At 44.6% G+C, this 18,376-nt stretch carries 16 protein-coding genes and 1 pseudogene; 5 read left to right on the top strand and 12 right to left on the bottom strand.

Annotated elements, in window-relative coordinates; translation table 11 throughout:
* The 7 genes and pseudogenes from B8880_RS07560 to xylF all read right to left on the bottom strand — a co-directional run.
* Nucleotides 1-124: pseudogene (locus B8880_RS07560) on the bottom strand (IS200/IS605 family transposase); the annotation flags it as partial.
* A 201-nt stretch (nucleotides 125-325) separates the two neighbouring features.
* The gene (gene hslU, locus B8880_RS07555; protein ID WP_084257014.1) at nucleotides 326-1,657 is read right to left on the bottom strand and encodes an HslU--HslV peptidase ATPase subunit; all 1,332 of its coding nucleotides are present in this window, start codon (nucleotides 1,655-1,657) and stop codon (nucleotides 326-328) included.
* Between the two features lie 34 nt (nucleotides 1,658-1,691).
* Nucleotides 1,692-2,216 carry an ATP-dependent protease subunit HslV gene (hslV, locus tag B8880_RS07550; protein ID WP_084257013.1) on the bottom strand — a complete coding sequence of 175 codons (525 nt, stop codon included), beginning with the start codon at nucleotides 2,214-2,216 and terminating at the stop codon, nucleotides 1,692-1,694.
* A gap of 75 nt (nucleotides 2,217-2,291) precedes the next feature.
* Entirely contained in the window at nucleotides 2,292-3,467 is a 1,176-nt protein-coding gene (locus tag B8880_RS07545) for a XylR family transcriptional regulator (RefSeq protein ID WP_084257012.1), read from the bottom strand.
* 118 nt (nucleotides 3,468-3,585) lie between these two features.
* On the bottom strand, nucleotides 3,586-4,713 hold the full coding sequence (locus tag B8880_RS07540) for a sugar ABC transporter permease (protein WP_084257011.1): 1,128 nt from the start codon (nucleotides 4,711-4,713) through the stop codon (nucleotides 3,586-3,588).
* A gap of 4 nt (nucleotides 4,714-4,717) precedes the next feature.
* A complete protein-coding gene (gene xylG / locus B8880_RS07535) occupies nucleotides 4,718-6,232 on the bottom strand; it encodes a D-xylose ABC transporter ATP-binding protein (RefSeq protein WP_084257010.1) in 1,515 nt (504 codons plus the stop codon).
* A 72-nt stretch (nucleotides 6,233-6,304) separates the two neighbouring features.
* Complete coding sequence (gene xylF, locus B8880_RS07530) at nucleotides 6,305-7,306, bottom strand: D-xylose ABC transporter substrate-binding protein (RefSeq protein ID WP_084257009.1); 1,002 nt, start codon at nucleotides 7,304-7,306, stop codon at nucleotides 6,305-6,307.
* A gap of 276 nt (nucleotides 7,307-7,582) precedes the next feature.
* Here xylF and xylA point away from each other — a divergent pair, with 276 nt between their 5' ends.
* Together xylA and xylB are read left to right on the top strand one after the other, a co-directional pair.
* Nucleotides 7,583-8,902 carry a xylose isomerase gene (gene xylA, locus B8880_RS07525; protein WP_084257008.1) on the top strand — a complete coding sequence of 440 codons (1,320 nt, stop codon included), beginning with the start codon at nucleotides 7,583-7,585 and terminating at the stop codon, nucleotides 8,900-8,902.
* A 58-nt stretch (nucleotides 8,903-8,960) separates the two neighbouring features.
* Nucleotides 8,961-10,406 (top strand): xylulokinase, encoded by a 1,446-nt coding sequence (gene xylB / locus B8880_RS07520; protein WP_084257007.1) that lies wholly within the window; start codon nucleotides 8,961-8,963, stop codon nucleotides 10,404-10,406.
* On the opposite strand, the gene rfaC is transcribed toward xylB, so the two are convergent.
* The 3 genes from rfaC to deoC are packed head-to-tail and all read right to left on the bottom strand — an operon-like array spanning nucleotide 10,399 to nucleotide 12,805.
* Nucleotides 10,399-11,352, bottom strand: a complete 954-nt coding sequence (gene rfaC, locus B8880_RS07515) for a lipopolysaccharide heptosyltransferase RfaC (RefSeq protein WP_084257006.1) — start codon at nucleotides 11,350-11,352, stop codon at nucleotides 10,399-10,401. The genes xylB and rfaC overlap by 8 nt on opposite strands.
* Before the next feature lies 1 nt (nucleotide 11,353).
* On the bottom strand, nucleotides 11,354-12,112 hold the full coding sequence (gene deoR / locus B8880_RS07510) for a DNA-binding transcriptional repressor DeoR (protein WP_084257005.1): 759 nt from the start codon (nucleotides 12,110-12,112) through the stop codon (nucleotides 11,354-11,356).
* Nucleotides 12,113-12,130: 18 nt separating this feature from the next.
* Nucleotides 12,131-12,805 carry a deoxyribose-phosphate aldolase gene (gene deoC / locus B8880_RS07505; protein WP_084257004.1) on the bottom strand — a complete coding sequence of 225 codons (675 nt, stop codon included), beginning with the start codon at nucleotides 12,803-12,805 and terminating at the stop codon, nucleotides 12,131-12,133.
* Nucleotides 12,806-12,969: 164 nt separating this feature from the next.
* Here deoC and rbsK point away from each other — a divergent pair, with 164 nt between their 5' ends.
* Genes rbsK through B8880_RS07490 form a run of 3 tightly spaced genes read left to right on the top strand, consistent with a single transcriptional unit; the run spans nucleotide 12,970 to nucleotide 16,226 of the window.
* Nucleotides 12,970-13,893, top strand: coding sequence for a ribokinase (gene rbsK, locus B8880_RS07500; protein ID WP_084257003.1), 924 nt, complete (start codon nucleotides 12,970-12,972; stop codon nucleotides 13,891-13,893).
* An 11-nt stretch (nucleotides 13,894-13,904) separates the two neighbouring features.
* Nucleotides 13,905-15,197: an L-fucose:H+ symporter permease gene (gene fucP / locus B8880_RS07495; protein ID WP_084257002.1), complete on the top strand. Its 1,293-nt coding sequence runs from the start codon at nucleotides 13,905-13,907 to the stop codon at nucleotides 15,195-15,197.
* Between the two features lie 15 nt (nucleotides 15,198-15,212).
* Entirely contained in the window at nucleotides 15,213-16,226 is a 1,014-nt protein-coding gene (locus B8880_RS07490) for an aldose 1-epimerase family protein (protein WP_084257001.1), read from the top strand.
* A gap of 105 nt (nucleotides 16,227-16,331) precedes the next feature.
* Here the strand turns inward: B8880_RS07490 and waaF are convergent, their stop codons facing one another.
* Complete coding sequence (gene waaF, locus B8880_RS07485; protein ID WP_084257000.1) at nucleotides 16,332-17,387, bottom strand: lipopolysaccharide heptosyltransferase II; 1,056 nt, start codon at nucleotides 17,385-17,387, stop codon at nucleotides 16,332-16,334.
* A gap of 19 nt (nucleotides 17,388-17,406) precedes the next feature.
* Nucleotides 17,407-18,333: an ADP-glyceromanno-heptose 6-epimerase gene (gene rfaD / locus B8880_RS07480; RefSeq protein WP_084256999.1), complete on the bottom strand. Its 927-nt coding sequence runs from the start codon at nucleotides 18,331-18,333 to the stop codon at nucleotides 17,407-17,409.
* Nucleotides 18,334-18,376: the final 43 nt, after the last annotated feature.

Raw genomic sequence — 18,376 nt, 5'->3', positions numbered from 1 at the left:
CTATATCCATTCGTAATTTCCCATAAATCGCTTTTCGTCTGAATTTAGGGGTAAAGACTATGTGATACTTACAGTTCCATCTTGTGTGTGATAAACTCGAATCGTCATTGGATTTATTTGCCATTGGCATATCCTCCTATATTTTGAATTTTGGTTATCAGCCTTATTCATTATATCGGAGGATTTTTTCTTTTCATCGCTTAAGCTCTTTGATTCCATACGCATAGCGTATGGTTTTTATAGGCAGTCTTCGTCTGCCTATAACAAAAAGCGATTTGCCACAAACAAATCGCTTTTCTCTTTTAAAACCGCACTTTGCTCAAGCTTATAAAATAAAGCGGCTCAAATCTTCATCTTCGACAATATCACCCAGCGCACCGGCGACATATTGCGCGTCAATCGTCACGCTTTGTCCGGACATTTCACTGGCATCAAATGAGATTTTATCCATTAAACGTTCTAACACGGTATGTAAACGACGCGCGCCGATATTTTCGGTTTTTTCATTCACACGGAAAGCCGCTTCGGCGATTTTCGCCACCGCATCGGCAGTGAAATCAATATTCACCCCTTCGGTTGCCATCAACGCTTTATATTGCTGGGTTAATGACGCATTCGGTTCAGTCAAAATGCGTTCGAAATCTTTGCTGCTTAGCGCACTCAATTCAACCCGAATCGGCAAACGCCCTTGCAATTCAGGGATTAAATCGGACGGGCGTGCCACTTGGAACGCGCCGGAAGCGATAAACAGGATATGATCGGTTTTCACCATGCCGTGTTTGGTGTTAATCGTGCTGCCTTCCACCAACGGCAACAAATCCCGCTGCACCCCTTCGCGCGACACGTCCGGACCGGACGTTTCGCCGCGTTTACAGATTTTATCGATCTCGTCGATAAACACGATACCGTGTTGTTCGGTGGCTTCAATCGCTTTCTGTTTCAACTCTTCCGGATTGATCAACTTTGCCGCTTCGTCTTCAATCAAGATTTTCAACGCATCTTTGATCTTCATTTTGCGCTTTTTAGTTTGGCCGCTCGACAGGTTTTGGAACATCGACTGCAACTGGTTGGTCATCTCTTCCATGCCCGGCGGTGCCATAATCTCCACGCCGACGGAAGCCGCCGCCACATCAATTTCAATCTCTTTTTCGTCCAACTGCCCTTCACGCAATTTTTTGCGGAACACTTGACGCGTGCCACTCTGCTTATCCGCTTCTTCCTCTGCGCCCCAACTGTTTTTTGCCGGCGGCAACAGAATGTCCAAAATGCGATCTTCCGCCATCTCTTCGGCGCGATAACGGTTTTTGTCGATTTCGCTTTGACGTACCAGCTTCATCGCGGTATCGGTCAAATCACGGATAATCGAATCCACTTCTTTGCCGACATAACCGACTTCGGTAAATTTGGTCGCTTCCACTTTGATAAACGGCGCATTTGCCAATTTTGCCAAACGACGCGCAATCTCGGTTTTACCGACACCGGTCGGGCCGATCATCAGAATATTTTTCGGCGTCACTTCATGGCGCAGCGCATCATTCAACTGCATTCTGCGCCAGCGGTTACGCAGTGCAATCGCCACCGCTCTTTTGGCATCGTTTTGACCGATAATGTGTTGATCCAATTCGGATACAATCTCGCGCGGAGTCATCTCAGACATACTCTCTCCTTCCTATTACTTATTCAGACAACAGCTATTCGGGCAACTGCTCGATAGTTTGATTCAAATTGGTGAACACACAGATATCACCGGCAATTTTCAGCGATTTTTCTACGATTTCGCGTGCGGACAACTCGGTGTTTTCCAACAGCGCCCGTGCCGCCGACATCGCATAGTTGCCGCCGGAACCGATTGCCAGAATATTGTCTTCCGGCTGCACTACATCGCCGTTACCGGTGATAATCAGCGATTCGGTTTCATCGGCGACAATCAACATCGCTTCCAAACGGCGCAGCGCCCGATCGGTACGCCACTCTTTCGCCAGCTCGACCGCACTTTTCAACAAATGCCCTTGATGCATTTCCAATTTACGCTCAAACAATTCAAACAGCGTAAAGGCGTCCGCCGTACCGCCGGCAAAACCTGCCAGCACCTTATTATGATACAAACGGCGCACCTTGCGTGCATTGCCTTTCATCACCGTATTGCCTAGCGAAACCTGCCCGTCGCCGCCGACAACAACTTTCCCGTCACGGCGCACGCTTACTATCGTGGTCATAAATTACCTCACATTGATTGGGTTAATGTCATTTATATGGAGATAAAAAGTGCGGTTTCAAGGCAATTAGCGGCTTTATTTTCGGCTGTGCTGTAGCCGGTATTCATTCGGGGTCTGCGAATATTCCTTTTTAAAGACCGAATAAAAATATTGGATAGACGGATAACCGCATATTTCTGAAATGTCATTAATCGAAATCGATGTTGAGCTCAATAATTTTCTGGCTCTTTCCATTTTTTCTTGATAGATGATTTGATGAATGGTTTTGCCGATTTCCGTTTTAAAACGTCCCTCTAAATTGGAACGCGAGGTTTTAACGTAATCCAATACTTGCTCCACTTTAATCCCTGAGCAAGCGTGCAAACGAATATAGTGCATGGCTTGCATGACCAACGGATCCTGAATTGAGCGGTAATCGGTTGAAGCTCGCTCTGCAACGGCCAGCGGCTGAATCAAAATCGGTTGGTTTTTCACGTTTTTACCGCACAATAAGCGATGTAGCAACTTGGCCGCTTGGTAACCCATTTGTTTAGTTCCTTGCACCACCGATGACAACGACACCCGCGAAAAATATTGAATTAATTCCTCATTATCAATGCCGATAATGCAAATTTGTTCAGGCACCGCAACCCCTAAATGCTCACAGGTTTGCAATAAATGCCGTGCCCGCGCATCGGTAACGGCAATAATTCCGGTATGTTTCGGTAACGATTGAATCCATTGGTTAAGCTGCTGTTGTGAGTCTTGCCAATTATCATGGCGCGTTTCATGACCTAAATAGACTTGGCTTTGATATTGATTTTGCTGCATCAGCTTTTCAAAAGCATAACGGCGCTCTTCGGACCAATGGCGAGAACTGGTTGTCGGCACGCCATAAAAAGCAAAATGATTCAAACCTTTCCCTTTTAAGTGGCTTAATGCCATGTCAATCAAAGCATGGTTATCCGTTGCGACATAAGGAATATTTGCCGGGTAATCTGCGATATTGTGGTAAGAACCGCCAACGGCAACCAGCGGAATAGGTAATTCTTGTAATTTTTGCGCCAACTGGGGATTATCGAAATCGGCAATCACCCCGTCCACCATGGCTAAATTGATACTCTCGTCATGATGGACAAAATCGTCTTGCAAAAAAACATCCCAGTTACAGAGCGAAGCCTGTATATATTCACCAATGCCTTCCATAACCTCGCGGTCATAAACTTTATTGGCATTAAAAAGCAGGGCGATGCGGTGATACTCGGCAACCATGACAAGATCCTTTTAAGCAAATCATCAAAAAGTCCAGCAACTATAAAATAAAAATCCGATGAACAAAAGGGCTAGCAATAGAATTGCTAGCCCTTTGTACAATTTAATAAATTGAATTTTATGCTTTTTTCTTGCCCATTGAATCTGCCCACACTGCCAATAGTAAAATACCGCCTTTTACAATATATTGCCAGAATGTCGGAACATCCAACATACTCATGCCATTATCTAATGAAGCAATAATTAACGCACCAATAATCACGCCCCAAACACTGCCTACACCGCCAGCCAAACTCGCCCCGCCGATAACGCAGGCAGCAATCGCGTCTAATTCCGCATTCTGTCCGGCTGACGGTGAGCCAGCCCCTAAACGGGCGCTCAAAATGAGCCCTGTAATCGCAACCATGATCCCATTAATCGAAAAAATGGCTAACTTTATTCTTTCCACTTTAATTCCGGATAATCTGGCCGCTTCAATATTACCGCCAATGGCATAAATATAACGTCCAAATGCGGTTTTTCTGGAGACAAAGTAACCGACAATTGCCAATAGCGATAAAATCAAAACCGGAACGGGAATACCACGATAATCATTTAAAAGGTAAATAGCAGCGAGCAACAGTATGGCAATAACGATATATTTCAAGAAATCTTTTGAAATTGGCGGTACCGGTAGTGCTAATTTTTGTCTGGAACGACGTTGATAATTCCCCCACGTTACAAACAAGGCTATCGCAACACTGCCGATAATAAAGCCTAGCTCGTTCGATAGATAACCTTGCCCGATTTGCGTCATTGAGGCTGATGTCGGAGATACTGTCGTGCCATTCGTCATACCAATCAAAATGCCTCTGAAGGCCAATAATCCGGCCAAAGTCACAATAAACGAAGGCACTCGCTGGTATGCAACCCACCAACCATTCCAAATGCCGAACATCAATCCCAGTAGTAATGTTGCCATAATTGTTACCGGTAATGGCCAGCCCCACCACACATTGGTAATAGCGGCAAAACCGCCTAATAATCCCATCAGAGAACCGACTGACAAGTCAATTTCCGCGGAGATAATGACAAACAACATTCCAATTGCCAAAATACCGGTAATAGACGTTTGTCTTAATAAATTTGAAATATTTCTCGCACTTAAATAGGCGCCGTCCGTCATCATGGAAAAAAACAACATAATGACGACAATCGCGATTAACATTATATAAACTTGCAAATTGATCGATTTTAACTTTTTCATGCCACTACTCCTTAAGTGCGACTTCCATTACTTTTTCTTGGGTAAGGTTTTGATTAATCAGGTTTCCCTTTATTTTCCCTTGATGCATCACCAAAATCCGGTCGCTAATACCGAGAACTTCGGGCAATTCGGAAGAGATCACAATGATACCGACACCTTTCTTTGCCAATTCATTGATTAATTTATAAATTTCATATTTTGCACCGACATCAATCCCTCTAGTCGGTTCATCAAGGATAAGAATTTGGGGATTTAGCAATAATGCTTTTGCCAGAATCGCTTTTTGTTGGTTGCCGCCGCTTAAGCGGCCTATAGCCAAATCAGGGGAAGAGGTTTTTACCTTTAACTCTTTGATCGAACGTTCAATGATCGTTTCTTCGAGAGGCTCATTAATCATAACGCGCTTGATCGAATAGTTTTTTAATGAAGAAAGTGTAATATTCTTATCTACCCCCATTATCGGCACGATTCCATGCCGTTTTCTATCCTCCGGCACCATAAAAATGCCATTGCTAATTGCGGCGGCACAGTCTTTGTGTTGCACCAACCGGTTATTTAAATAAAATTTTCCGTTAAACTTCCCGGCGTAAGCCCCAAAAATACACTGAACCATTTCGGTTCGTCCTGAGCCAACTAATCCCGCTATGCCTAAAATTTCACCTTTACACAAATGAAAACTGGCATTATCGACCCGCTTAATGTGCGTATTGACATAGTGCCAAGCAGTCAAATTCTCGACTCGTAATAATTCTTCACCAATCGAGTGTGCTTCATGCGGATATAATGACGTGATCTCTCGTCCGACCATCATAGTGATAATATCGTCCTCACTCATCTCTTTAGCATCTCTCGTGCCAATATGCTCGCCATCACGAATAACACAAATTTGATCCGAAATGGCTTTCACTTCATTCAATTTATGTGAAATATAGATACAGGCGATATTATGCTCTTTTAGATCCTGGATAAGGGATAACAAAACATCGGTTTCTTTTTCCGTCAATGAAGCGGTTGGTTCGTCTAAAATCAATAATCTGACATTTTTGTTTAACGCTTTTGCGATCTCTACCAATTGCTGCTGTCCAAGCCCGAGCTCACCGACTATCGTGTCGGGATCGATATCAAGCTGCACCTGAGATAAGATTTTTTTCGCCCGGATATACATTTCATTTTCATTCGTCAACCCATATTGGGAAATTTCATTTCCAAGAAAAATATTATCCATAACAGACATATTTTTAACCAATGCCAATTCTTGGTGAATAATTGAGATGCCCTTACTCTCGGTATCTTTAATATTTTTTGATTTTAACAACTCACCTGAAAAATAAATATCCCCTTCATAATCTCCATAAGGGTATATTCCACATAATACTTTCATTAATGTTGATTTTCCCGAACCGTTTTCCCCACATAATGAAAGCACTTTTCCCGGTGAAATAGAAATAGAGACATCATTTAGTGCTTTAACATCACCAAATTTTTTAATAATCCCTCTCATCTCTAATAATAAATCCATAGCGACCACCTAAAATGATTATATTGATTTTAAGGGAGGAACTCCTCCCTTATATTTAGCCGAATTTTATATTTATTTATTATAAATACTGTCTTTGCTATGGAATCCGTCTTGAATAATTGTTTCTTCAATATTATCTTTTACAACCGCAATCGGATCGAGAAGATAGGAAGGCACTTCTTTTACGCCGTTATTCAAATTAGCGTTGCTCTCGATTTTTTCATCTTTAGCCAATCCGACGGCAATTTCTGCCGCTTTATCTGCCAATTTTGTAATCGGTTTATATACCGTCATGGTTTGCGTACCTTCTACAATCCGCTTAATGGCGGCCAAATCCGCATCTTGTCCGGAAATCGCCACTTTGCCGGATAAACCTTGCGCACTCAAAGCCTGAATTGCACCGCCTGCGGTTGCATCATTGGAAGCAACCACCGCATCAATATTATTGTTATTCGCGGTTAAGGCATTTTCCATGATTTGTAACGCTTTTTCCGGCAACCACGAATCTACCCATTGATCACCAATGACTTTTATCGCACCTTTATCAATTAAAGGCTGTAAGATATTCATCTGACCTTGTCTGAATAATTTCGCATTATTATCAACCGGAGAGCCGCCCATCAAAAAATAATTTCCTTCCGGTTTAATACTGACAATTGTTTCCGCCTGCAACTCACCGACTTTTTCATTATCAAATGAGACATAAAAATCCAGATCCGCATTATTAATCAGGCGATCATATGCCAAAACTTTAATACCGGATCTTTTCGCTTCGGCGATCACATTACTCAACACATCGCCATTGTGCGGGATAATCACCAGAACATCGACATCACGGTTAATCATATTTTCAATTTGAGAGATTTGCGCACTATCATCGCCATTGGCAGACTGTACAAACACTTTTGCGCCTAAGGCTTCTGCTTTCTGAGTAAAAATACTACTATCTTTCTGCCACCGCTCTAAACGTAGATCATCTATCGACATTCCGATTGTTAAATCTTTTGCATTAACAGCACCGCTCATTCCGCCAACCACCAGTGCCGCCAATAATAAACTGCTTTTAAGTTTCATATAAAATACCTCACATGTAATTAATAAAAGGTCGCTTTGTCTATATGACAACCTCAATATTTTCTATTTCAAGCAAAAACACAATTAATGAATTTAATTTTCATATTACGATTTATGTTTTATGTGATTCTAATCACAACTCACTATTTACTTGTTTGTGATATCTATCACATAAAACAATATTATGAATAAAGAAATAAAATAACATAATTGCCCCGCTCTCCTGCTTACCTTTATCTTTATTCCGAAACAAACATATTCACACAGGAGAAGAGCATGACACATTATTTTGAAAAAATTGATCAGATTAAATATGAGGGTAAAAACAGCAGCAATCCCTTTGCCTACCGCTATTACGATGCCGATCGTATGGTGTTAGGCAAAACCATGGCGGAGCATTTACGCTTGGCAGTTTGTTACTGGCATACGTTCTGTTGGAACGGAACGGATATGTTTGGCAGCGGTTCACTCGATCGTCCTTGGCAACAAACCCAAACGCCACTGGAGGCAGCAAAACAAAAAGCGGATATTGCATTTGAATTTATTAAAAAGCTGAATGTGCCTTATTACTGCTTTCACGATGTCGACATTGCGCCAGAAGGCGATTCTTTCAAAGAATACCTGCATAACTTCTCGACCATTGTCGATATTCTGGCTGAAAAACAAGCGCAAACCGGCATTAAACTGCTTTGGGGCACGGCTAACTGTTTTACCAATCCGCGTTATATGTCAGGTGCGGCGAGCAATCCGAATCCTGAAGTCTTTGCTTGTGCGGCAACCCAAGTCTTTCATGCCATGAATGCCACCCAAAAACTGCAAGGCGAAAATTATGTATTATGGGGCGGACGCGAAGGGTATGAAACATTACTCAATACCGATTTAAAACGCGAACGGGAACAGCTTGGACGCTTTATGCAACTGGTTGTTGAACACAAGTATAAAATCGGATTTAACGGCACATTATTGATTGAACCGAAACCGCAAGAGCCGACCAAACACCAGTATGACTACGATGTGGCTACTGTGTATGGCTTCCTAAAACAATTCGGCTTAGAAAAAGAAATCAAAGTCAATATTGAAGCTAACCACGCTACATTAGCAGGACACACTTTCCAGCATGAAGTGGCAAGTGCGGTTGCCTTGGGGATCTTAGGCTCTATTGATGCCAATCGCGGCGATCCGCAACTGGGTTGGGACACCGATCAGTTCCCGAACAGCATTGAAGAAAATGCATTAGTGATTTATGAAATTCTGAAAGCAGGCGGACTCACGACCGGCGGTTTCAACTTTGATGCCAAAATCAGAAGACAAAGCATTGATAAATATGATCTGTTCCATGCACATATCGGTGGAATCGATGTACTTGCCCAATCGTTGCTCATTGCCGCCAATATGCTTGAAGATCAACAATTACAGAATATCGTTGATCAACGCTATGCTGGCTGGAATACAGAATTGGGTCAATCGATTTTGAACGGCAAAGCGTCGCTGGCTGATCTGGCAAAATTGGTTGAAAGCAAAGCACTTGCACCGCAACCGGTTTCCGGGCAGCAAGAGCGCTTGGAAAATATCGTCAACTCATATATTTATAAATAAATAGCAACAATATCAGGGGTAAGCAAACTTACCCCTCTTTTTATTGATGGAGCAAACTATGTATCTTGGTATTGATTTAGGCACGTCCGGTGTCAAACTGGTACTCTTAGACGAACAGCAGACCATTATCGCAACCCACTCTACGGCATTGAGTATCAGCCGTCCCGAACCGTTATGGTCGGAACAAGATCCGCATGCTTGGTGGCAAGCGGTCAATACGAGTATTCAAGCCCTGAAAGGTCGGCATAACCTGAAACAAGTTAAAGCCATTGGTTTAACAGGGCAAATGCACGGCGCGGTGATTCTCGATCAACAAAATAATCCGCTCTCTCCGGCGATTCTTTGGAATGACGGGCGTAGTTTTGCCGAATGTCAGGAATTGGAACGGCAAGTACCGGCTTCACGCACCATTACCGGTAATTTAATGATGCCCGGTTTTACCGCACCTAAATTAAAATGGTTTAAAAAACATCAACCTGAGCGTTTTCAAAACATTCATAAAGTCTTACTGCCGAAAGACTATCTTCGCTTCTTGATGACCGGACGTTACTGCTCGGATATGTCTGACGCCGCCGGAACGATGTGGTTAGATGTCGGCAAAAGGGCGTGGAGCAACGAATTATTGGCGGCCTGCGGCTTGTCGATAGAACAGATGCCAGAATTACTCGAAGGCAATCAAATTTCCGGTCACTTATTGCCCAATATTGCCGAACAATGGGGCATGAATCCGATTCCGGTGATTGCCGGCGGCGGCGATAATGCCGCCGGTGCGATTGGGGTCGGCTTGTATAAAGCGGGGCAAGCCATGCTTTCGCTTGGGACTTCCGGGGTCTATTTTGTGGTCACGGATAAATTCGTCAGCAATCCCGAAAGTGCGGTACACAGTTTCTGCCATGCCCTGCCTGAGCGTTGGCATTTGATGTCGGTGATTTTAAGTGCGGCGGCTTGCGTCGATTGGGCAAACCAAGTGCTTGGCATTCGCGACATACCGCACTTTTTCGAATTAGCGGCCAGTGCCGACGAGGCCGATGTGATTTTCTTGCCTTATTTATCTGGCGAAAGAACGCCGCACAATGATCCTTACGCCAAAGGCGTATTTTGGGGCATGGATCACAACAGCACGCAAGCCACATTAGCCAAAGCCGTACTGGAAGGGGTGAGTTTTGCCTTAGCGCAAGGCATTGATGTACTGCACGAAAGCGGTGTGACGGCGGATAATATAACCCTAATCGGGGGCGGCGCCAAAAGCCATTACTGGCGGCAACTGCTGGCTGATATTAGCGGAAAAACCTTGGAATATCGACAAGGCGGCGATGTCGGTCCGGCACTGGGAGCGGCAAAACTGGCGCAAATTGCGTTAAATCCGGATAAAGAGATTGCCGATTTTTGTCCGCCTTTAGTATTGGAACAAATTTATCAACCTAATCCGGCAAAGCAGGCATATTACCAAAGCAAAAGAGCACGTTTCACCGAATTATATACCCGCTTAAAAGGGTTCAAATAATCGGCAGCAGGCGCTCCAACACTAACTGCGGCGTTATCTTATCCATACTCTCCGCTGCAAGTGCGGTTTGGTTTTTGCCGTAACCGCCGATCAGTTTCGGATCGCTTGCGCCGTAGAGGGTGATATTGGGTTTGTCCAGTGCGGCGGTGAGATGGGATAAGCCGGTATCCACCGAGACCACCGCTTTCGCATGGGCGATTTTTTTCGCGATTTGCGACAGCGTGGTTTTCGGCAGCACCTGCACATAATCAAAGCCCTGCGCCAAGCGTTCGGCTCGCGACCGCTCTTTATCATTGCCCCACGGCAGTTGGATTTGATAACCGGACGGGGCAAGTGCGGTTATCAATTCGCGCCATGCAGATTCCGTCCAGTGTTTGTCAGCACGGGTGGTTGAGTGGATAAAAATGAGATACGGCGTTGCGCTGTTGCTTTGCGTTAAAAAATGACGCGCAATACCGTAATCGCCCAGTTCGCTTGGCAAGGCATAACCTAAACTCTGGGCAAACAGCTGGCGAATGCGTTCGACGGCGTGTTGTTGATAGCTGATCGGGTAAGTTTTATCGTAGAAAAAACTGGCAAGCGGCTCTCGAATCGAACGGCGGTCGTAACCATGTTTTGTGCCGCGTGCCAAACGCGTGGCAAAAACCGCACTTTTGATTAAACCTTGAGCATCAATCACGGCATCATATTGATTAGTTTGTAATAAAGTGCGGTATTGTTGCCATTCTGACCGCACTTGCGCCTTAAACGGTGCTTTTCGCCAGCGGCGCAAAGCAATCGGAATCACCTGATTTACCGCCGAATGCCAAGTGGGAATTTCAGCGAAGTTTTCCTCCACCACCCAATCCACCTGCAAATTGGCAACCGCACGTTGCGCATCGCTCAGTGCCGGCAACGTGTGCAGAATATCGCCCATTGACGAAGTTTTAATCAAGCAAAGTTTCATATCATTTGGCAATCGCTGTCGGTTGTGCATGTTGTGGAAAGGCTTCAGGCAGCGGAACATTGCAAATCACACTATCGAACTGGTTCAGCTCACCGATATAAGCCTGCTGAATTTTACCAAGTTTACTGTCATCAAACACCAGAATGGTCTGCTGCGCTTTTTGCATGGCTTTTATTTTCACACGGGCTTCCTCAAAACGAAAACACGTCACTCCTTTTTGATGATGGACGCCGGCAGCCGAAATAAACGCCTTTGTCGGACAAATAGCGTCCAATTCGTTTTGCAGGGTAAGCGCATTGAGAAAAGAGTTATCCCGTGAATAGTGGCCGCCGCACAAAATTAAATTACATTGATTTTTTTCCTGTAAAATCATAAATGTATTGATAGAACAGCAAATTGCGGTGAAATTAACCGAGTCGCTGATCTGGGAGGCGATAAACGGAATCGTGGATCCGCAATCAAAAAACACTACATCGCCATCATTAATCTGCTCGGCGGCTAATTTGCCTATTTGCATTTTCTGCGCAATATTTTTGCTTTGTTGTTCGAAGATAAAATAACCGTTTTCGTTCAACCGCTGCGGATCTTTGACAATATAGCCGCCGAGCAAAACTAAAGCGCCGGATTCGGTGCTTAAATCTCGCCGAATGGTCATTTCGGAAACATTCAAAATACTTGCCGCATCACGCAAATGTATCTTATCCATCTGTTTTAACAGAAATTCCAATTTTTGAATGCGGGAATTGGTTTTGGTATCCACACCGGCTCCTGTTCCGAATTAATAGTTTGCTTGATTATCCTGCAATCCATTAGCAATAGCAATGCCGGAGCTGGTTCCCAACCGATTGGCACCGGCATTGATCATGGCCAAAGCGGTTTGCAGATCACGCACGCCGCCGGAGGCTTTCACGCCGATATCCTTGCCGACAATTTTGCGCATTAATGCCACATCTTCAACCGTTGCGCCGTTTTTGCTGAACCCTGTTGAGGTTTTAACAAAAGCCACCTTCAGCTCGCGGCAAATTTCGCATAATGTTACGATTTCATCATGGGTTAACAAACAGGTTTCCAGAATCACTTTAAGCGGAACCTCAGCGCAGGCGTTCAGCACCGATTGTATATCGCTTGTCACCTTATCCCATTGCGCGGATTTAGCCCAACCGACATTAATCACCATATCAATTTCCTGTGCGCCGGCTTTGATTGCTTCCGCCGCTTCAAAGGCTTTAACGGAAGATAAGGTTGCGCCTAAAGGAAACCCCACCACTGTGCAAATTTTCACATTTGAGTTTTCCAAAATCGTTTTTGCCAATGGGATATGACAAGCATTGATACAAACCGAATAAAATTCATTTGAAACGGCCTCTTGGCATAACAGGCGAATCTCACTTTCGCTTTTATCGCAATTTAATGCGGTATGATCAATCATTTTTACAATCGCTTTAGTTTTCATTTTCTCTCCTATTGAATTTATAACGAAGCACAATACCACTTTTTCATATGATAACCGGATTTAATCTAAAATCTGTGATCGATGTAACTTTTTTAACATTTTTATTATTATAAACTATTTTTAACGCAAAAATGTTTTAATTATAACACAAAGGAGAAAATGCTATGAAAATCGCTGTCATTGGTTCAAATATGGTCGATTTGATCACTTATGTCGATCAAATGCCCAAAGCCGGAGAGACGCTGGAAGCGCCTACATTTCACATGGGCTGTGGCGGCAAAGGGGCAAATCAGGCAATTGCCGCCGCCCGCACCGGCGCAAATGTGATGATGTTATCTAAAGTCGGTGACGATATTTTCGCCGATAACACCATTCGCAACTTTCAACAAAACGGGATTGATACGCAGTATGTTGAAAAGGTCAGCGGCGTTTCCAGCGGTGTTGCGCCTATTTTTGTCGACTCCAGTTCACAAAATCGGATTTTGATTATCAAAGGCGCCAATGCGCATTTGCAACCCGAAGATATCGATCGCGCCGCCGCAGCGCTGAAACAGTGCAAGTTAATCATTCTGCAATTAGAGATCCCACTGGAAACCGTGTATTACGCCATTGATTTTGCCAATCACCACGGCATACAGGTGATTTTAAATCCTGCGCCGGCCAGTAAAGCACTCTCACTCGAATATGCCTGCAAGTGCGATTTCTTTATGCCGAACGAGACCGAGTTAGAAATATTAACCGCAATGCCGGTCGCCAATATGACGCAGATTCAAGCGGCCGCCCGCTCCTTGCTGGAAAAAGGATTGAAAAACGTGATTGTGACCTTAGGCGCCAAAGGCTCTGTTTGGCTGCACGGAGATCAGGTTATTCAAGTACCGCCTTGCAAGGTGCAAGCGGTCGATACCAGCGGTGCCGGAGACGCCTTTATCGGCTGTTTTGCCCAACATTATATGCAAACGGGCAATGTACTCGAAGCCATGAAGGAAGCCTCTTTATTTGCCGCATACAGTGTCACCGGTAAAGGAACACAATCTTCTTATCCTAATCAAGTCGAATTTAACGCCTTTAAACAGGCGCAATTATCCTAAGGAACCCGACCATGAAAAATATTATCCAAATGCCCGACGGCTATCTGAACAGAACACCGCTCTTTCAATTTATCCTGCTCTCCTGCCTATTTCCTTTATGGGGGGCTGCCGCCAGTTTAAATGATATTTTAATCACCCAATTTAAAAGCGTATTCACCTTAAGCGATTTCGCCAGTGCCTTAGTGCAAAGCGCATTCTACGGCGGCTACTTTTTAATTGCGATTCCCGCCTCCTTGGTCATTAAAAAAACCAGTTATAAAATTGCTATTTTAATCGGTTTAACCTTATATATCGGCGGCTGTTTGATGTTTTATCCGGCTTCGCATATGGCGACTTACACCATGTTTTTAGCGGCTATTTTTTCCATCGCCATTGGGTTAAGTTTTTTAGAAACCTCCGCCAACACTTACAGCTCAATGATCGGGCATAAAGATTATGCCACCCTACGCTTGAATATTAGTCAAACATTCTATCCGATCGGTGCAATCTTCGGTATTTTGCTCGGTAAATACCTTATCTTTCAAGAGGGGGCAAGTTTAGAAGAACAAATGATCGGCATGACCCCTGAACAATTGCATGATTTTAAACTTGCGATGTTAGAACATACACTGCAACCGTATAAATACCTGATTTTTGTTCTAATCGCTGTGGCAATTCTCTTTTTAATCACTCAATTTCCAAAATGTAAAGCAGTCAATGAAGATAAAAAATCAGAGATTCATTTTATTGATACCTTAAAATATCTTGCCACCAACAGCGCCTTCAAAAAAGGCATAATCGCTCAATTTCTCTATGTCGGCATGCAGGTTGCGGTCTGGTCTTTTACCATTCGTCTGGCGCTGAATTTAAGCAATATGAACGAACGCGATGCCTCTGATTTTATGGTCTATAGCTTTATCGGATTCTTTGTCGGAAAATTTATCGCCAACTTCTTAATGGCAAAATTCAAACCGAACTGGGTACTGTTTTGGTATTCGGTCTTAGGGGTAATCACGTTGGCTTATACCGCTTTTGTGCCTAATTTCTCAGCCGTTTACGCCGCTATTTTTGCCAGCGCACTATTCGGACCTTGCTGGGCAACCATCTATGCTTCCGTTTTGGAAACAGTCGAACAAGAACACCGCGAAGTCGCCGGTGCGGTTGTCGTGATGTCGATCATCGGAGCTGCCGTTGTACCGGCAATCCACGGCTTGGTATCCGATTCCATCGGCTCGATTCAGCACGCCTTTATCGTACCGCTCTTTTGCTTTGCCTATGTCGGTTACTATTTTTACGGCAAACGTCATGAAACCAAACAGAATTAAGGGAAGGAATAGAATATGAAAAGTACCATTCATTTATTCAAAGAACTGTTCACCACGGAAGCGAAAATTTTGCTGCAAAATGAGCACATCACCGTTGAGGCATTTAAATATCATTCCGGTATTGAAGCGGTAAAACTCAGTAATCGCAGAGGATTTATTATCGTATTGCCTTTTTATGGGCAGATTATATGGGACGCCTGTTTTAACGGACACAGCCTGAAAATGAAAAATATGTTCAGCGAGCCCAAATTAGGTAATGAAATTATTGATACCTACGGCTGTTTCTGCTTTCACTCCGGTTTGATCCGCAACGGTTGCCCTGCGCCGGAAGACACGCACCCGCTACATGGCGAAATGCCTTGTGCGCCGATGGACAAAGCTTGGTTAGAATTGGACAATGATCGCGTGGCGATCTGTAGCGAATACGAATACGTTAAAGGTTTCGGCGACCACTATCTGGCACAACCAAAAGTGATTTTAACCGCAAACAGCAGTTTGTTTGATATTCAAATGCAAGTCACCAACCTTGCCAGTGTTGAAATGCCGTTACAATATATGTGCCACATGAATTACTGCTATGAACATGGTGCAACTTTCAGCCAAAATATTCCGCAATCGGCGATCACATTGCGCGAATCAATACCGGCTCACGTTAAACCGACCGCAGAATGGTCTGAGTTTAATGAAAAAATTAAGCGGGGTGACTATGTGTTAAACCGCTTAGACAACGATCAGATGTATAATCCCGAAATCGTATTCTTTATGGATAACCTACAGCAATATCAACAAGATTTGGAATATCGTATGCAGTCGCCAAACGGGCATACCTACACCACTCGATTCTCATCTGCACAATTTAATTATGCCACACGCTGGATTCTTTATAATGCCGATCAACAAGTCGGTGCCTTTGTTTTACCGGCAACCTGCCGCCCTGAAGGTTACTTAGCGGCGCAACGCAACGGCACATTGATAATGTTATCACCGCATGAAAGCCGATGTTTTTCAGTGACAACCGGGATTGAATAAACTGTCACCGTATTAAACAACAAGGGTTAAATCTGATAAATGGATTTAACCCTGTTTTGTAAAGCAGATCGCTAAACGTGGTAAATACTTTTATTCAGCGCCCTACTAATTCAGGTGTTCAACAACCAAAAGTGCGGTCAATTTCTCCAGCACCAGCTCCGGTTGAATATCAATCAAACTTTGGTGATAGCCCTCTGCGCTGTCACTACCTTTGCGCACTTTGATTAAACCGCCGTCGATCAAGCGGATTATCTCAACTTTATCCGCTAGCGGCGGGGTATACTGCGGACTGGTCGGGCCGTAGAGCGCAACCAACGGGCGTTGCAAGGCGGCGGCGATGTGCATTAAGCCGGAGTCGTTGCTGACCACGGCGGTGCAGCATGAAAGCAGGTCGATCGCCTCTTCCAACTGGGTTTGTCCGGCGAGATTAATACAGTAGCGCTGAAGTGCGGTCGGCAGGCTGTTACGGATCTGTTCGGCGACGCTGTCGTCTTTGCTTGAGCCGAAAATATGGATTTGGTAGCCTTGTGCAATCAGCAATTCTGCCAGTTTGGCATAATGGTAATGCGGCCAGCGTTTCGCCGGTCCGAATTCCGCCCCCGGACAAAAACCGATAATCGGGCGTTGTTCGGCAAGTGCGGTCTGTTTTTCGAATTTCGCCTTGGTCTTTGCCAGCTGTTTGCTCTCGGTTTGCAAATAAGGGTACGGCATCGGCAATTCGTCAGCCGCCGGAACCGCACTTTTCTCAAAGGCAAGTGCGGTGTAGCGCTGCACCATTAACGGATAATCCTGTTTGTTACTGCGCAAGTCATTCAGCAGGAAATAGCGGCTTTCGCCTTTCCAACCGCGCCGTTGCGCAATCTTGGCAAACAACGGAATAAGTGCCGATTTCAGCGAATTGGGCAAAATAATCGCTTGATCATATTGATTGCGCAGCGCTTTTCCCAAACGGTAACGCTCGCCTAAGGCAAAACTGCCATGCCCGATCGGCATTGCAATCGCCTTGTTGACTTCGGGCATTCTCGCCAGCAACGCCCGACACCAATTCGGCGCCATCACATCAATCACACAATCGGGATAGCGCTGTTTCAACACTTGATACAAGCTGTGCGACATCATCATATCGCCGACCCAAGACGGTCCGATTACCAAAATTTTCATCGCTGTTGCCGCCCGTTGATTATTTTTTATTTAACCATGCCATATATTCCGCCACCCCTTCGGCAACGGTTTTGAATGGTTTGTCGTAACCGGTGGCGCGCAGATTGGTTAAATCGGCTTGGGTATATTCCTGATAACGGCTTTTCAGATGGTCGGGGAACGGAATGGTTTCGATTTGTCCCGTTTGATGGAATTTCACCACCGCTTTGGCGACCTCTTCAAACGATTCCGCATTGCCGGTGCCGCAGTTGTAAATGCCTGAAATTCCGTTTTGCCAGCACCAGATATTCACTTGCGCCACATCGCCGACATACACGAAATCGCGGCGGAAATGTTCGCTGCCGGCAAACAGTTTCGGATTTTCGCCTTTTAAAATTTGGTTATTCAGATGAAACGCCACGCTCGCCATACTGCCTTTGTGGTTTTCGCGCGGGCCGTAAACATTGAAATAACGGAAACCACACACCGGCGATTCCGCTTCCGGCAGGATTTCGCGCACATATTGGTCGAACAGGAATTTGGAATAGCCGTACACATTCAACGGCCCTTCGAATTCGCGCGCTTCCTTAAATTCGGTTTTGTCACCGTAGGTCGCCGCCGACGAAGCATAGAAAAACGGAATGCGGCGATCCAAGCAGTAGTGTAGCAACTCTTTGGAGTATTCGTAGTTGTTGCTCATAATGTATTTGCCGTTCCATTCGGTGGTGGCGGAACACGCGCCCTCGTGGAACACCGCCTCAATCTCGCCGAAATCATCACCGGCGATAACCGAGGCGATAAAATCCTCTTTGTCACAATAATCGGCAATATCCAAATCGACCAAATTGGCGAATTTCGTGCCGTCGGTTAAATTATCCACCACCAAAATATCATTGCGCCCAAGCTCGTTTAACGCTTTCACGATATTACTGCCGATAAATCCTGCGCCACCTGTTACGATAATCATCTTGTCCTGCCTTATTTGGTTATTTGAATGAATTAGCGCTATT

This window comes from Pasteurella testudinis DSM 23072, assembly GCF_900176075.1.
GTDB classification, from domain to species: domain Bacteria; phylum Pseudomonadota; class Gammaproteobacteria; order Enterobacterales; family Pasteurellaceae; genus Chelonobacter; species Chelonobacter testudinis.
Note: the sequence above shows the minus strand (reverse complement) of the source record. Positions and strands in the feature narration are given on the sequence as shown.

What these genes read in the sequence shown, in the direction of transcription:
- hslU (WP_084257014.1), bottom strand. Translation starts at nt 1,657, where the DNA reads ATGTCTGAGATGACTCCGCGCGAGATTGTATCCGAATTGGATCAACAC.
- hslV (WP_084257013.1), bottom strand. Translation starts at nt 2,216, where the DNA reads ATGACCACGATAGTAAGCGTGCGCCGTGACGGGAAAGTTGTTGTCGGC.
- B8880_RS07545 (WP_084257012.1), bottom strand. Translation starts at nt 3,467, where the DNA reads ATGGTTGCCGAGTATCACCGCATCGCCCTGCTTTTTAATGCCAATAAA.
- B8880_RS07540 (WP_084257011.1), bottom strand. Translation starts at nt 4,713, where the DNA reads ATGAAAAAGTTAAAATCGATCAATTTGCAAGTTTATATAATGTTAATC.
- xylG (WP_084257010.1), bottom strand. Translation starts at nt 6,232, where the DNA reads ATGGATTTATTATTAGAGATGAGAGGGATTATTAAAAAATTTGGTGAT.
- xylF (WP_084257009.1), bottom strand. Translation starts at nt 7,306, where the DNA reads ATGAAACTTAAAAGCAGTTTATTATTGGCGGCACTGGTGGTTGGCGGA.
- xylA (WP_084257008.1), top strand. Translation starts at nt 7,583, where the DNA reads ATGACACATTATTTTGAAAAAATTGATCAGATTAAATATGAGGGTAAA.
- xylB (WP_084257007.1), top strand. Translation starts at nt 8,961, where the DNA reads ATGTATCTTGGTATTGATTTAGGCACGTCCGGTGTCAAACTGGTACTC.
- rfaC (WP_084257006.1), bottom strand. Translation starts at nt 11,352, where the DNA reads ATGAAACTTTGCTTGATTAAAACTTCGTCAATGGGCGATATTCTGCAC.
- deoC (WP_084257004.1), bottom strand. Translation starts at nt 12,805, where the DNA reads ATGAAAACTAAAGCGATTGTAAAAATGATTGATCATACCGCATTAAAT.
- rbsK (WP_084257003.1), top strand. Translation starts at nt 12,970, where the DNA reads ATGAAAATCGCTGTCATTGGTTCAAATATGGTCGATTTGATCACTTAT.
- fucP (WP_084257002.1), top strand. Translation starts at nt 13,905, where the DNA reads ATGAAAAATATTATCCAAATGCCCGACGGCTATCTGAACAGAACACCG.
- B8880_RS07490 (WP_084257001.1), top strand. Translation starts at nt 15,213, where the DNA reads ATGAAAAGTACCATTCATTTATTCAAAGAACTGTTCACCACGGAAGCG.
- waaF (WP_084257000.1), bottom strand. Translation starts at nt 17,387, where the DNA reads ATGAAAATTTTGGTAATCGGACCGTCTTGGGTCGGCGATATGATGATG.
- rfaD (WP_084256999.1), bottom strand. Translation starts at nt 18,333, where the DNA reads ATGATTATCGTAACAGGTGGCGCAGGATTTATCGGCAGTAATATCGTG.